Source organism: Collimonas arenae (genome assembly GCF_000786695.1).
Lineage (GTDB): Bacteria > Pseudomonadota > Gammaproteobacteria > Burkholderiales > Burkholderiaceae_D > Collimonas > Collimonas arenae_A.
In genome coordinates, this window is record NZ_CP009962.1 from 3,691,273 (window position 1) to 3,707,000 (window position 15,728).

The 15,728-nt window shown below is 55.0% G+C and carries 7 protein-coding genes and 1 pseudogene; 1 reads left to right on the forward strand and 7 read right to left on the reverse strand.

Annotated elements, in window-relative coordinates:
* Positions 1-215: 215 nt before the first annotated feature.
* The 4 genes from prpF to prpB all read right to left on the reverse strand — a co-directional run bounded on the left by prpF (position 216) and on the right by prpB (position 6,339).
* Positions 216-1,406 carry a 2-methylaconitate cis-trans isomerase PrpF gene (gene prpF, locus LT85_RS16210; protein ID WP_038490697.1) on the reverse strand — a complete coding sequence of 397 codons (1,191 nt, stop codon included), beginning with the start codon at positions 1,404-1,406 and terminating at the stop codon, positions 216-218.
* Positions 1,407-1,478: 72 nt separating this feature from the next.
* Positions 1,479-4,103: a Fe/S-dependent 2-methylisocitrate dehydratase AcnD gene (acnD, locus tag LT85_RS16215; protein ID WP_038490700.1), complete on the reverse strand. Its 2,625-nt coding sequence runs from the start codon at positions 4,101-4,103 to the stop codon at positions 1,479-1,481.
* A 102-nt stretch (positions 4,104-4,205) separates the two neighbouring features.
* Positions 4,206-5,369: a bifunctional 2-methylcitrate synthase/citrate synthase gene (prpC, locus tag LT85_RS16220; protein ID WP_038490703.1), complete on the reverse strand. Its 1,164-nt coding sequence runs from the start codon at positions 5,367-5,369 to the stop codon at positions 4,206-4,208.
* Positions 5,370-5,451: 82 nt separating this feature from the next.
* On the reverse strand, positions 5,452-6,339 hold the full coding sequence (gene prpB / locus LT85_RS16225; RefSeq protein WP_038490705.1) for a methylisocitrate lyase: 888 nt from the start codon (positions 6,337-6,339) through the stop codon (positions 5,452-5,454).
* A gap of 261 nt (positions 6,340-6,600) precedes the next feature.
* Between prpB and prpR the strand changes: the two genes are divergently transcribed.
* On the forward strand, positions 6,601-8,241 hold the full coding sequence (gene prpR, locus LT85_RS16230) for a propionate catabolism operon regulatory protein PrpR (protein ID WP_038490708.1): 1,641 nt from the start codon (positions 6,601-6,603) through the stop codon (positions 8,239-8,241).
* Positions 8,242-9,321: 1,080 nt separating this feature from the next.
* Here the strand turns inward: prpR and LT85_RS16235 are convergent.
* The 3 genes and pseudogenes from LT85_RS16235 to LT85_RS27575 all read right to left on the reverse strand — a co-directional run.
* A complete protein-coding gene (locus tag LT85_RS16235) occupies positions 9,322-9,894 on the reverse strand; it encodes a GNAT family N-acetyltransferase (RefSeq protein WP_038490711.1) in 573 nt (190 codons plus the stop codon).
* A gap of 311 nt (positions 9,895-10,205) precedes the next feature.
* Positions 10,206-10,481, reverse strand: a complete 276-nt coding sequence (locus tag LT85_RS16240) for a hypothetical protein (RefSeq protein WP_038490714.1) — start codon at positions 10,479-10,481, stop codon at positions 10,206-10,208.
* 144 nt (positions 10,482-10,625) lie between these two features.
* Positions 10,626-15,656, reverse strand: a pseudogene (locus LT85_RS27575) (YadA-like family protein); the annotation flags it as partial.
* Positions 15,657-15,728 lie beyond the last annotated feature (72 nt).

The following is a 15,728-nucleotide window of genomic DNA, read 5'->3' on the forward strand; positions in this document are numbered from 1 at the left end:
TGGAGAAGACAATATCGATATGGCGATGCCCGAGTGATTTTCAATACCCTTTTATTGATTTTTTATCGACGAAATAAAAGCAGCGAGAAATTCAGGAGGCGGAAAGCAAAAATGGAAGCCATATCGGGCTTCCATTCAGTATTTCCTACAACGGAACCATAATAATAATACAACCGATAACTTGAGAAGGTTTTTAGTAAATTTTCAACGTATACTCAAAACGCATCGCCGGGCACACGCACCCATCCCTCCATCAGCACGCGGGCGCTGCGGCTCATGATGGCTTTGGTCACACTCCATTCGCCGTTTTCCTGGCTGGCTTCCGCACCCACCCGCAAAGTGCCTGAAGGATGCCCAAAGCGCACCGCGCTTTTCGCTCCTCCGCCTGCGGCGAGGTTCACCAACGTGCCTGGTATCGCAGCCGCTGTGCCGATGGCGACGGCTGCCGTCCCCATCATAGCGTGATGCAATTTGCCCATGGACAGCGCACGTACCAGCAAGTCGATATCGACGGCGGCGACCTGCTTGCCACTGGAGGAAACGTAACCGGTTGGCTTGGCGACGAAGGCCACCTTCGGGGTATGCTGGCGATTGGCTGCTTCGTCGATGTGCTTGATGAGCCCCATGCGTAATGCGCCATGCGCACGAATGGTCTCGAACCTGTTCAATGCCTCGGTATCGCCGTTGATGGCGTCCTGCAACTCGGTGCCCGTGTAGCCGAGCGCCTCTGCGTTCACGAAAATGGTCGGGATGCCCGCATTGATCATGGTGACCTTGAGCGTGCCGACTCCCGGAACATCAAGGTCGTCAATCAGATTTCCAGTGGGGAACATTGATCCGCCTCCGCCCTCTTCGTCGGCTGCCGGGGCCATGAATTCGAGCTGTACTTCTGCTGCAGGGAAGGTCACACCGTCGAGCTCGAAATCCCCGGTCTCCTGCACAGCGCCATTGGTGACCGGCACATGGGCGATGATAGTCTTGGCGATGTTCGCCTGCCAGATACGCACAGTCGCCAGGCCGTTTTGCGGAATACGGCTAGCATCAACCAGGCCACTACTGATTGCGAATGAACCAACCGCTGCGGACAAATTACCGCAGTTACCGCTCCAGTCGACAAATGCCTTGTCGATGGCTACCTGACCGAACAGGTAATCGACGTCGTGACCGGGCTTGCCGCTCTTGGACAGAATGACCGTCTTGCTCGTGCTCGAGGTCGCCCCGCCCATGCCGTCGATCTGCTTGCCGTAAGGATCCGGGCTACCGATAACGCGCAGCAGTAACGCGTCACGCGCAGCCCCCGGCACCTGCGCTGCTTCGGGTAAATCCTGAAGGCGGAAAAACACCCCTTTGCTGGTGCCGCCGCGTATATAGGTAGCGGCAATCTTGATCTGAGGTACGTGAGCCATGGTGATATTGTCCTGGTTAGTCTGTACGGCACATCCCTGTACCGCACAGAATCACAATGAATAAATGCTGCGTCAGACGGCCGCAGCCGTAGCCGAGACCGATGAGGATTCGAGGAAGTCCTGAGCGAAACGCTGCAACACGCCGCCTGCTTCGTAGATCGACACTTCTTCCGCAGTATCGAGACGGCAGGTCACCGGCACCTCCACCCGTTCGCCGTTCTGGCGATTGATGACCAGCGTCAGCGTTGCACGCGGAGTCCGTTCACCGATCACGTCGAAGGTTTCCGTGCCGTCGATGCTCAACGTGTTGCGATTGACGCCAGGCTTGAATTCCAGCGGCAATACGCCCATACCGACCAGATTGGTGCGGTGGATGCGTTCAAAGCCTTCAGCCACGATCACTTCCACACCCGCCAGCCGCACGCCTTTGGCTGCCCAGTCACGCGAGGAACCCTGGCCATAGTCGGCGCCGGCGATCACGATCAGCGGCTGCTTGCGTTCCATGTAAATCTCGATGGCTTCCCACATGCGGAGTACCTTGCCATCCGGTTCGACGCGGGCCAGCGAACCCGCTTTGACCTTGCCACTCGGTTGCCCTCCCTCGCGCACCATTTCATTCTTCAGAGTCGGGTTGGCGAAGGTGGCGCGCTGGGCGGTGAGGTGATCGCCACGATGCGTCGCGTAGGAGTTAAAGTCCTCCTCAGGCAACCCCATCTTGGCGAGGTACGCACCCGCCGCGCTATCGAGCATGATGGCGTTCGACGGCGACAAATGATCGGTAGTGATGTTGTCCCCCAGCACCGCCAGCGGACGCATGCCTGTCATCGTGCGCTCGCCAGCCAGTGCCCCTTCCCAGTACGGCGGGCGGCGGATGTAGGTAGTCTGCGGACGCCAGTCATACAGCGGGCTGACTTTCTCGCCGGTATCGGCAACCACCGCGAACATCGGCTCATAGACCTTGCGGAACAACTCTGGCTTCACGCTGGCAACGACGATGGCATCGATTTCTTCATCAGACGGCCAGATGTCCTTCAGGGTCACAGGGTGGCCATCGGCATCGATACCCAGGACGTCTTTCTCGATGTCGAAACGGATAGTGCCGGCAATGGCGTAAGCCACCACCAGCGGCGGCGAGGCAAGGAACGCTTGCTTGGCGTACGGGTGGATACGACCGTCGAAGTTACGGTTGCCGGAGAGGACCGCGGTCGCGTACAGATCGCGCTCCAACACTTCCTTCTGGATGACCGGATCCAGCGCGCCGCTCATGCCGTTGCAGGTGGTGCAGGCAAAGGCCACGACCCCAAAGCCGAGTGTTTCCAGTTCCGGCAACAGTTTTGCTTCTTCGAGATATAACGCGACTGTCTTGGAGCCTGGCGCCAGCGAGCTCTTTACCCAAGGTTTGCGAGTGAGGCCACGGGCGTTCGCGTTGCGCGCCAGCAAACCAGCGGCAATCATGTTGCGCGGGTTGTTAGTGTTGGTGCAACTGGTGATGGCGGCGATGATCACAGCGCCGTCTGGCATCAGACCGGGTTCATTCTCTACCTTGCCGCTAATGCCGCGTGCAGCCAGCTCGGAGGTCGGCACCCGATTGTGCGGATTGGATGGTCCGGCAATATTACGCACTACGGAGGACAGGTCGAACGTGATGACGCGCTCGTACTCGGCGTTCTTCAGGCTGTCGGCCCAGAGGCCGGTTTCCTTGGCATAGATTTCCACCAGCTTGACCAGCGCATCGTCGCGACCGGTCAGCTTCAGGTATTTAATGGTTTGCTCGTCGATGTAAAACATCGCGGCGGTGGAGCCGAACTCCGGCGCCATGTTGGAAATGGTCGCGCGGTCGCCCAGCGTCAGATGGGAAGCGCCCTCACCGTAGAACTCTAGATAAGAGGAGACGACCTTCTGCGCGCGCAGGAACTCGGTCAGCGCCAGCACGATGTCGGTCGCAGTGATACCCGGCTGCGGCTTGCCTTTCAGCTCAACGCCGATGATGTCCGGCAGGCGCATCCACGAGGCGCGGCCCAGCATCACGCTTTCAGCTTCCAGGCCACCCACGCCGATGGCGATCACGCCCAGCGCATCCACCATCGGGGTGTGGCTATCGGTACCAACCAAGGTATCCGGGAAGGCAACGCCATCTTTTACCTGCACCACCGGCGACATGCGCTCGAGGTTGATCTGGTGCAGAATGCCGTTACCCGGCGGGATCACGTCGACGTTCTTGAACGCCTTCTTGGTCCAGTTAATGAAGTCAAAGCGGTCTTCGTTACGACGGTCTTCGATGGCGCGGTTCTTATCGAATGCGTCAGCATCGAAGCCACCGCATTCAACTGCCAGCGAGTGGTCTACCACCAACTGCGTCGGCACGACCGGATTGACCATGGCGGGGTCCCCGCCTTGGGCGGCGATAGCGTCGCGCAGACCCGCGAGATCGACCAATGCGGTCTGTCCCAGAATGTCATGACACACCACACGGGCCGGGAACCATGGAAAGTCCAGATCGCGTTTGCGTTCGATAAACTGTTGCAAGGATGCGGTCAGCGTCGCCGGATCGCAGCGGCGCACGAGGTTTTCAGCCAGCACGCGCGAGGTGTACGGCAGCTTGTCGTAGGCGCCAGGCTGGATGGCATCGACCGCGGCCCGTGTATCGAAAAAATCAAGCTGAGTGCCGGGCAGTGGTTTACGGTTTGCTGTGTTCATGGTTCAGTCAAAAAAAAGAGTGGCGATCAGGGGCTGGCTTCAGGCTTTGCTTGCGCCGGCCTGGACGGCTAGGCATCCGGGCCGGTATTCCTGCTCAAACGACTAGCGTTTCCCGATAGGGACGAACTCTAAATTATCCGGACCGACATAATTGGCCGAAGGACGAATAATCTTGTTGTCGATACGCTGTTCGATCACGTGCGCGGCCCAGCCGGAAGTGCGGGAAATCACGAACAATGGCGTAAACATCGCTGTCGGCACACCCATCACGTGGTAAGAGACAGCCGAGAACCAGTCCAGGTTCGGGAACATCTTCTTGATATCCCACATCACCGTTTCCAGGCGTTCGGCAATATCGAACATCGCTGTCGAACCGGCTTCCACTGACAACTTGCGCGCGACTTCCTTGATGACCTTGTTACGCGGATCGGACACTGTATACACCGGATGGCCAAAACCGATCACGACTTCCTTGTTCTCCACCCGGCTACGGATGTCTGCTTCTGCTTCATCCGGATTGTCGTAACGCTTCTGGATCTCGAACGCTGCTTCATTTGCGCCGCCATGCTTGGGGCCGCGCAAGGCGCCGATCGCGCCGGTGATCGCAGAGTAAAAATCAGAGCCCGTGCCGGCAATCACGCGGCTGGTAAAGGTAGACGCATTGAACTCATGTTCTGCGTAGAGAATCAGCGAGACGTGCATCGCCTTTTCCCAGGCAGCGGATGGCTTCACGCCATGCAGCAAGTGCAGGAAATGGCCACCGATGGAGTCGTCATCGGTTTCGACTTCAATGCGCTTGCCGTTGGTGCTGAAGTGATACCAGTACAGCAGCATGGAGCCGAATGACGCCATCAGGCGGTCGGCGATGTCGCGTGCGCCCGGCGCATTGTGGTCGTCTTTCTCGGGCAAGGTACAGCCGAGCGCAGAGACGCCGGTACGCATCACGTCCATCGGATGCGATGCAGCAGGCAGCGCTTCCAGCACGGCCTTGACGCTGGCTGGCAAGCCGCGCAAGGATTTCAGTTTTGCCTTGTAGCCCTTGAGTTCGGCAGCCGTCGGCAACTTGCCGTGCACCAGCAAATAAGCGATCTCTTCGAACTCGCAAGTGTCTGCGATATCCAGGATGTCGTAGCCGCGATAGTGCAAATCGTTGCCGGTTTTGCCGACGGAACACAGCGCAGTGTTACCTGCGGTCACGCCAGACAGCGCGACGGATTTTTTTACCTTGAAAGCGGATGTTTGTGCGGGTACTTGTGCTTCGCTCATTTTTTTATCTCCTGGCGGAAAAGAATCGGTGTAATGAATTGGTCTAATGACGCGGTAATTAATAGGTAACTAAGGCGTTGTCTTATTTTTTCTGGGCCGCAAACAAGGCATCCAGATGCTGCTCGAAATCGTAATAGTTGATCCGGTCATACAATTCCATGCGGGTCTGCATGGTATCGACCACATTCTTTTGGGTACCGTCGCGGCGGATTGCGGTGTACACGTTTTCGGCTGCCTTGTTCATTGCACGAAAGGCCGACAACGGATACAGCACCAGACCGACATCGGCTGACCTCAACTCTTCTACCGTAAATAGCGGCGTAGCGCCGAATTCGGTGATGTTGGCCAGCACCGGCACCTTGACGGCGGCGGCAAACTGCTTGTACATCGCCAGCTCTGTAATCGCTTCCGGGAAGATCATATCGGCGCCAGCTTCGACACAGGCCATCGCACGATCCAGCGCGGATTCCAGTCCTTCGACTGCCAGTGCATCGGTACGCGCCATGATCACGAAATTCTCGTCGGTACGGGCATCGACTGCCGCCTTGATACGGTCGACCATTTCCTGTTTGCTGACGATTTCCTTGTTTGGACGATGGCCGCAGCGCTTGGCGCCGACCTGGTCCTCGATGTGAATCGCTGCGGCGCCGAACTTGATCATCGATTTGACGGTACGCGCGACATTAAATGCGCTAGCGCCGAAACCAGTATCCACATCGACCAGCAACGGCAGGTCGCAGACATCGGTGATGCGACGCACGTCGGTCAGCACATCGTCCAGATTGGAGATGCCGAGGTCGGGCAAGCCAAGCGAACCGGCAGCGACGCCGCCGCCAGACAGGTAAATCGCCTTGAAACCCGCGCGTTTGGCCAGCAACGCGTGGTTCGCGTTGATCGCGCCGATCACCTGCAACGGGGACTCTTCTTGTACTGCCTTGCGAAAGGCCGCGCCTGCGGAATATTGACTCATGTCTTCTCCTGATGGATGGCAAATTTGTTTCATGCAGATGTCTGCACTGGGACTTTATAGATATACAGCAATCACTGTGCCAAGCAAAATGCGAAAACCGGACAGGGACCCTGAAAATTAAAATAAATCAATAAAAATAATGATTTACGAAACAAAATGACAAAAAATCAAATCGCCAAAATGTCTAGACAAGCAAAAAAACGTTTCATCTCGTGTTACATTCACAAACATTGAAACGCATCCATTAAACATATTTGAAACATGCCATCCCCAGCCCCTGCCCGACGTGATGCCAGCGATGCCGGCAACCCTGGCGACAAACCAGTAATCTGGACCGTCTCTGTCTCGCGCCTGTCCGACCTGTTTCGTGACATTACGCTGGAATACGACGACCGCGCGACGATCGAACCTATCGATCTGGGATTCGACGAGGCCGTGCGCTACATACGTGAACGGATGAAAACCGAGCGCTGCGACGCAGTGATCTCCGCCGGTTCCAACGGCGCCTATCTGAAAAGCCGGCTATCGGTACCGGTCGTGATTGCCAAGGCCAGCGGCTTCGATGTGCTGCAGGCATTGTCACGCGCACGCCGGATCACTCCCGACATCGGCATTATCACTTACCAGTCGACGATGCCGGCGCTCAAGGAATTCCAGAATGCCTTCGGCATTAACATTCGGCAACGCGACTATGCAACCGAAGAAGATGCGCGGGCGCAAATAAACGAACTCAAGGCCAGCGGCGTCAAGGCGATTGTCGGCGCCGGCCTGATCACCGACCTTGCTGAAGAAGCCGGGCTGGCGGCAGTATTCGTCTATTCCGCCGCATCGATCCGCCAGGCCTTCGACGATGCGCTGGAAATCGCGCACCTGACGCGACTCGAATCGAGCCATAGCCGCAGCAAACCTGTGGCCGACACGCTGCGCGCCAAACATGGCGTCAACGACTTGCGCGGCGATTCGCCGGCAATGGAAACCCTGCGCCAATCGATCGTGCTGTACGCCAAATCGCAGGCAACGGTGCTGATCCAGGGCGAAACCGGCACCGGCAAGGAACTGGTCGCGCAAGCGATTCACCGTGAAAATCCGCGCGCGCTCATCGGCAACAAGCCATTTGTCGCGGTCAACTGCGGCGCGATTGCGGAATCGCTGCTGGAGTCGGAATTGTTCGGCTATGAAGAAGGTGCATTCACCGGCTCACGCCGCGGCGGGCACGCCGGCCTGTTCGAAGCGGCTCATCGCGGCACGCTGTTTCTGGATGAAATCGGCGAAATGCCGCTGACGCTGCAAACCCGCTTGCTGCGGGTGCTGGAAGAACGCGAAGTAGTACGCGTCGGCGGCACCCGGCCGATTCCGGTCGATGTACGCATCATCAGCGCCACCCATTGCGACCTGGAACAGCGCATTCGCGAAGGCCGTTTCCGCGCCGACCTGTTTTATCGTCTGGCCGTGTTGCGCCTGACGCTGGCGCCGCTACGCGAGCGCCCCGACGACCTGATCGCACTGGCCGAATGGTGCCTGAAAAAAGCACTGGCCGCCCTGGGCGCCCGGCCGCATCCGAACCTGCACGCCGAGATCGTCGCCTGCGCACCCTTGCTCAGCGCCCATAACTGGCCCGGCAATGCGCGCGAAGTACGCAACCTGATGGAAAGACTGGCGCTGTTCCTTGCGGCAGAACCGCTACAGGCGCTGTCTCCCGCTTTCATCATCAGCGTCGCACCGGAATTTATCCAGGCTTCGATGCCAACACCTGCAATCGCGCCAGCAACCACAAGCGCCGCACCAGAGAAGGCTGAAAACATCACACAAGTTCTGGCCCGCTTCGGCGGCAACCGCGAAGCAGCAGCCAAATACCTCGGCATCAGCCGCACCACACTGTGGCGCAAGATCAAGAACCAATAATCGAATTTAAAAAAGGAGAGGCGCGTCTATCGAACCAGGCATGCGTGCCAATCTTTACTGGTAATAGTCATTGCGGTTTCCTTTCTTTCGAATTAGTGATTCGGAAATCCGGGGTGATTCGTGAAGAGGCCTTTAAATATCTCTACATCAATCGACACAACAACAAACATCCCCGAACAAAACAAAGGCAGAGTGGCGTCCGCTACGCTGTTAAAACCATCCCGAAATCCAGCTACCAATCCCGTTAAAAGTCTTCTTGACGCTATTTCAGGCATCAGTCAGCCAAGCAACGACATTTTTGACAACGCTTAGAACAAAGTTCGGCCCACTACCCAAGTATGGGATCTAAAATAGCTCACCGTAAAGCTGTCAAAAGTGGCAGTAAGATGTAACGATAAGGATTGCATTCCTGAGCCTTATTCAGTGATCAAGGCTTAGGTCGATAAAGCGTTTGCAAAACTCGGAACGATAAAGATACGAGGCCGTGTGGATCGACGAGCATGGCACGCCGATCGATTCTACTTTCAAGACGACCGTGCAAGGTAGCGCGACCCAGGTTTAGGCTGCGACATTCTCTCGCCTAACTGAAATGGGTGAGGTAAATAAATTTGGAAGAGTTACTGTGTGACGTGAAAATTCTGTAGACAAGAGAGGTTCTAAATGAAATTTAGGTTCGGGATTATAGCCATGGCTTTGGCATTACTTTTCGCCCTCTGCGGATGCGCAGTTGGCTTCAACAAAAAAGGCGAATTTTATTGTACAGAAGGCCCCGTCGAAACAGCGCCGTCTTGCTTCTAATCCGCTGCTCAGTAGGAAAGACGGAAGATGGCCCATAATTGCAATGGGCTTTTTTGTAGCCTACTCGGCCAGTAGCATCCAGTACAGATTCTGATAGGCTATGAACCTGTAACACAGGTACTTTAGGGGTAATAACGACAAATATCGAATACAGTTTTCAACTCATGTTTCCCTTGGTTCGTGGTCTTGGTTGATTACGACGGAGCATTTTCGACATGGCTGGCTCCAACCGTTGTAGCTAATCAATGTGCCATAGAAAGAGATTCAGGCAGTCGAACTCGGTTACCAGAGTCGATCGACTTCGCCGGGATACAGAGCAATGCGACAATGATTGAACGCTTGCGCATTCCGCGTAGCTTTATCGGAAAAAAAATATGCCATCGTTACCTTATCGAACTGATCGCTTGGAAATGGGCTGTCCGGCGTGCCGCCAATAAGCGGCGCTTCGGTTAACACTTGCCAGCCACAACTTTCGTAGAAATTCTGAAGTGGTCGATCACAGGTAAAGAGACTCAAATCGGCAGCGCTCTTTTCCATTTCATTTCGTGCGGCGACGACAAGCTTCCGACCGTAGCCCTTACCTCGAACGTCCGAGGAAGTAACTACACAGCTTAATCCGCTTACCGCATAGCGCTGGTTCAGATGGTCGATGTCCTTAGACAGAATATCTAGTGCGGCGAGCACTCTACCATCAGCAACCAGTATCAATGAGAGTGGACGTAAATCAGGGTCATGTATTGTTTGAAGAACGATGGCTTCAGCAGTCGGCCATTCTATTTCCTGTAATTTCAATACTTGCAAACGCAAATCCGCGGGAACAGCAAATTCGGGGTAAATCAAAATACGTGTTTTCATTCGATAGTGAGTACTTTAGACAAGGCAGCCGCAACCATACCAGAACACCGAAGCTGACCCATGAAAAAACAGCATGTACAACTAGAGGCAAGGGGTGTTTGTCATTTTTAGTAACGCAAAGCAGAAAATCCTCGTCGAAGTTCGACTCTAAGCCCATAGGCGTATTCGCGCACGTCTGCGATATTTTAGACAAATGGGGATGACTTGGTGCATGGTCCTTTACACGGCTGCTGAGCATGATTCATCGACGAACTTGAGCGATGTGTGATTCGACGGAACGCTTCTATTGCAGGTTGGTGAACGTTCATACTTCATTCCAATATTTTTGCTCTGTAATGATTCAACGCCATTTCACAATAAAGCCGAAGAGTGTCAATATTGCGTTCACCGTCGATATACAGACCTAATATGTCATCCAAATTTTGACGTTTGAGATTAATCGCCAAAGATATGTCCCCTTCCCCTCCGTTAGGCCCAATCTCAGAATCTACCAAGGCATGGACAAAAATCTCACAGCAGTCAGAAAAATTGATTTTTCCATCTTCACTTGCGGCCACGACACTTAAATTGATACTGCATACCATCATGGCCTCCCTAAAAAAGACTCCGGATGTATCGGAGAACTAACCGCCCCTAGTCCATCGATGACATCTAGCATATTATCTTCACTGACTCTGCCAAATGTATGATTTACCCAGAGATCACCCTAGGCAAACCGTCTGTACTCATCGTTACCACGAGTACCCCACTCCAGCGTTAATTAACGTACCGCTTGACGTGGCACTGACCCCCATCTTGACGATGGTATTCTGGCCCAAACGAGCACTCATGCCAATTGCGAGTGCCGTGTAGCCGGCATAGTTACCAAGGCCAGCGCCTAATGAGAATATTTTCCCAGGTTCAACTTGTGGCAGTCCCGATAATGCGCCCGCCATAGCTACCCCACTGTAGGCTATCCGTTGAACATTTCCGACCTGATTCTGCACGTTAGTCAATTGTGAAACATTCACAGCGTCAGTTGGATTGATGCCCGGAGCCACATTTGTGATGCGACGTTCGCTACCAGGAGAACCTATTGACACCGTGTTATCCTGATCTGCGACAGAACCTGCGCCCAGCGCTACAGAGTTGTTGCCAGTCGCTTGCGACCCTGCTCCCATCGCCACAGAGTTATTGCCAGACGCCAGTGAGTTTTGGCCGACTGCGACGGTTGGATCGCCGGTCGCTTGAGCGTTGTTGCCGATGGCCACCGAGCCCGCCGAGGAAGCCAAGGCACGGAAGCCGACTGCAGTGGTGTTGGCGTCGGTCGCTTGCGCATTCGAACCAAGCGCTGTTGCGCCATCTTTGGTCGCTTGCGCACACAAGCCAGTGCTAGTGGCGTCAATGCCATTGACGGTGGTGCAAGTTGCTGCCGTGACTGTCTTGATGGCTGTGCCACTGGTGCTGCGCGTCCGCATCGTGCCGTCACCGTTGGAGCCACCCATCGTGGTTCCGCCCAACATTCCACCATTCGCAGCGGCCGCATTCGATTCGGCTACCAACGGCCTCAACGCGGTCGACATAGAAGAATTTCCTGAAACGATAGCGACCAGCCCCGTTGAAAGAGAACCAATTTGGCTCAATCCCGTCGATAACGACGACAAGCCCGTCGACAGCGAAGCGACATTGCTGTTAGTGCTACTCAACCCCGTAGACAAGGAAGAAATACCGCTTTTCGTCGTACTCAAGCCACTCGACGTTGATGTCGACAGCGACGACAGATTGCTATTCGTGGTGCTCAAGCCGGTTGAAGTCGATGTCGATAGCGAAGAAACACTGCTATTTGTCGTGCTCAACCCTGTCGACAACGACGCAATCCCACTGGTTGCTGTACTCAAGCCGGTCGAGGTAGACGTCGATAGCGAAGAAACATTGCTATTCGTCGTACTCAATCCCGTCGACAAGGACGCAATCCCGGTCGAACTTGAAGTCGACAGCGACGTCAACTGACTGAAATTCACCGCATCAGTAGGGTTCACACCTGCTGCAAGATTGGTGAGAGTCACAGGCGTCGTGGCACCAACACCTCCTAACGTTACCTTGGTATGCCCTGGATTGTCGTACTGAACCGAATTGGCGACACCGGTTGATAAAGAGGTAATTCCCGTTGAAAGTGATGATATACCACTAGTCGTAGTGCTCAGTCCAGTGGACAGCGAACCGATGTTGCTGGCGTTGGTGCTGATCCCTGTTGATGCTGAAGTCGACAACGACGTCACATTGCTATTGGTCGTGCTCAGACCAGTCGACAACGAACCGATGTTGCTGGCGTTGGTGCTGATGCCGGTCGATGCCGAAGTCGACAACGACGTCACGTTGCTATTGGTCGTGCTCAGGCCTGTGGACAACGAACCAATATTGCTGGCGTTGGTGCTGATACCGGTCGATGTTGACGTCGACAGCGAGGTCACGTTGCTGTTGGTCGTGCTCAGGCCCGTGGACAAGGAACCGATATTGCTGGCGTTGGTGCTGATCCCAGTCGAGGCTGAAGTCGACAGCGACGTCACATTGCTATTGGTCGTGCTCAGGCCAGTCGACAACGAACCAATGTTGCTGGTGTTGGTGCTGATGCCGGTCGAAGTCGACGTCGACAGCGAGGTCACATTGCTGTTGGTCGTGCTCAAGCCGGTCGATAAGGAACCGATGTTGCTGGCGTTGGTGCTGATGCCGGTCGAGGTCGAGGTCGACAACGACGTCACGTTGCTGTTGGTCGTGCTCAGACCGGTGGACAAGGAACCGATATTGCTGGCGTTGGTGCTAATCCCTGTCGAGGTTGACGTCGACAGCGAGGTCACGTTGCTATTGGTCGTGCTCAGGCCTGTGGACAACGAACCAATATTGCTGGCGTTGGTGCTGATACCTGTCGATGTTGACGTCGACAGCGAGGTCACGTTGCTGTTGGTCGTGCTCAGGCCCGTGGACAAGGAACCGATATTGCTGGCGTTGGTGCTGATCCCAGTCGAGGCTGAAGTCGACAGCGACGTCACATTGCTATTGGTCGTGCTCAGGCCAGTCGACAGCGATGTCACGTTACTGTTGGTGGTGCTCAGGCCGGTCGACAACGAACCGATATTGCTGGTGTTGGTGCTGATCCCTGTCGATGTCGAAGTCGACAGCGACGTCACATTGCTATTGGTGGTGCTCAAACCAGTCGACAGCGAACCAATGTTACTGGCGTTGGTACTGATCCCTGTCGACGCCGAAGTCGACAACGAGGTCACGTTGCTGTTGGTCGTGCTCAGGCCAGTGGACAGCGAACCAATGTTGCTGGCGTTGGTACTGATCCCTGTCGACAACGAAGTCACGTTGCTGTTGGTCGTGCTCAGACCGGTCGACAACGAACCGATATTGCTGGCGTTGGTGCTGATACCGGTCGATGTTGACGTCGACAACGACGTCACATTGCTATTGGTTGTGCTCAGACCAGTCGACAGCGAACCGATGTTGCTGGCATTGGTGCTGATACCTGTCGATGTTGACGTCGACAGCGAGGTCACATTGCTGTTGGTCGTGCTCAAGCCAGTGGACAACGAACCGATGTTGCTAGCGTTGGTGCTGATTCCCGTCGAGGTCGACGTCGACAACGAAGTCACGTTGCTGTTGGTCATGCTCAGACCGGTCGACAACGAACCGATGTTGCTGGCGTTGGTGCTGATTCCCGTCGAGGTCAACGTCGACAACGAAGTCACGTTGCTGTTGGTCGTGCTCAGACCGGTCGACAACGAACCGATATTGCTGGCGTTGGTGCTGATACCGGTCGATGTTGACGTCGACAACGACGTCACATTGCTATTGGTTGTGCTCAGACCAGTCGACAGCGAACCAATGTTGCTGGCGTTGGTGCTGATACCGGTTGAGGTCGACGTTGAGAGCGACGTCACATTGCTGTTGGTCGTGCTCAAGCCAGTCGACAACGAACCGATATTGCTAGCATTGGTGCTGATGCCAGTCGATGTCGAAGTCGACAGCGAGGTCACGTTGCTGTTGGTCGTGCTCAAACCAGTCGACAACGAGCCGATGTTGCTGGCATTGGTGCTGATGCCGGTCGAGGCCGAGGTCGACAATGACGACACATTGCTGTTGGTCGTGCTCAGGCCGGTTGACAACGAACCGATATTGCTGGCGTTGGTGCTGATGCCGGTCGAGGCCGAGGTCGACAACGACGACACATTGCTATTGGTGGTGCTCAACCCCGTCGACAGCGAACCGATGTTGCTAGCATTGGTGCTGATGCCAGTCGATGTCGACGTCGACAACGAAGCCACATTGCTATTGGTCGTGCTCAGGCCGGTTGACAACGAACCAATGTTGCTGGCATTGGTGCTGATGCCAGTCGATGTCGAAGTCGACAGCGAGGTCACGTTGCTGTTGGTCGTGCTCAACCCAGTCGACAGCGAGCCAACGTTGCTGGCGTTGGTGCTGATGCCGGTCGAGGCTGAGGTCGACAACGATGACACATTGCTATTGGTGGTGCTCAGGCCGGTCGACAACGAACCGATGTTGCTGGCGTTGGTGCTGATACCGGTTGACGTCGAAGTCGACAACGACGTCACATTGCTGTTGGTCGTGCTCAAACCAGTCGACAACGAGCCGATGTTGCTGGCATTGGTGCTGATGCCGGTCGATGTCGAGGTCAACAACGACGTCACATTGCTATTGGTCGTGCTCAAGCCGGTCGACAACGAACCGATGTTGCTGGCGTTGGCACTGATCCCTGTCGATGCCGAGGTCGACAGCGAAGTGATATTGCTGTTCGTGGTGCTCAAGCCAGAATACAATTCTGACCCGTTGATAGCATCAGTCGAGCCTGCGGTAATTCTACCTGCCGCAACATTGGTAATCTGACGTTCATTCCCCCCGGATCCGACACTAAAGGTACCAGCAGTAGCTGGCACCGTGCCGGCGAACCCATTGTATGTTACGCCGCCTACTACAGCACTACTGGTGTTCACGCCCGGTGTCGTCGCCGTAGATCCCGATCCGATTGCTACACTATTCGGATTCGATGCTGTAGTATTTAAGCCCATAGCGATCGTATTGGCGCCCGAAGCAATAGCATTACTACCAACAGCAATCGAATCTGCCCCAGCAGCAGACGTACCACCAAATCCCGCAATGATAGAATCGGTCCCTGTTGCCGTCCCACTTGCGAGTGAAGTGTTTGCCACAAAATACGGCATAGAAAAACTACCCGTGACAGTGAGGTTATGAATATTCGCGTTTTGTAAGTACGCGGCAGTATTCGCGTAAAGCGTACCGCCGATAGTTAGATTAGTGGCATTGGACGTCGGATTATTTGCGTAAGCTAAAATTCTATTCGTCTGCGTACTGGCATCGCTGCTCCCGCATATAGTGTTGGAGCCATAGTAATTTAGCGATGTATTTCCGACGCCGTCCTGGGAGTCACCGCTGTAGCCATACGAGCTACTCCCCTGCCCATAGGTCTGATAGATAGTGTCGCTGCAGTGCATAGTCCCACTTCCTGTGCTACCACCGCTACCATAACCCACCGATGTAAATATACCACCTACATAAGATGGTGCCGCCAGAGCCTCACCACCAAGTCCCGCTGCGATAGCTACCGCGACCATCACCCCTTTAGCAATGCCATTTTTCGATTCGCTCTTATCTCTGCTGCGGCTCTTGGCTAACTCACCAACCACACACCACCGACCAACAGCCCGGCTCCAAATGACTCGATATATCTTATTCATATTTCCTCCCACATTCTATTTTTAGATACTCGAGTTCTCAGTTCATCCGTCGCTCGCGCAGGAAAGTGAGTCACCGAAAAA

Bases quoted from the DNA above. Each gene is read 5' to 3' on its own strand.
- acnD (WP_038490700.1), bottom strand. From the start codon at position 4,103: ATGAACACAGCAAACCGTAAACCACTGCCCGGCACTCAGCTTGATTTT.
- prpB (WP_038490705.1), bottom strand. From the start codon at position 6,339: ATGAGTCAATATTCCGCAGGCGCGGCCTTTCGCAAGGCAGTACAAGAA.
- prpR (WP_038490708.1), top strand. From the start codon at position 6,601: ATGCCATCCCCAGCCCCTGCCCGACGTGATGCCAGCGATGCCGGCAAC.
- prpF (WP_038490697.1), bottom strand. From the start codon at position 1,406: ATGGCTCACGTACCTCAGATCAAGATTGCCGCTACCTATATACGCGGC.
- LT85_RS16240 (WP_038490714.1), bottom strand. From the start codon at position 10,481: ATGATGGTATGCAGTATCAATTTAAGTGTCGTGGCCGCAAGTGAAGAT.
- prpC (WP_038490703.1), bottom strand. From the start codon at position 5,369: ATGAGCGAAGCACAAGTACCCGCACAAACATCCGCTTTCAAGGTAAAA.
- LT85_RS16235 (WP_038490711.1), bottom strand. From the start codon at position 9,894: ATGAAAACACGTATTTTGATTTACCCCGAATTTGCTGTTCCCGCGGAT.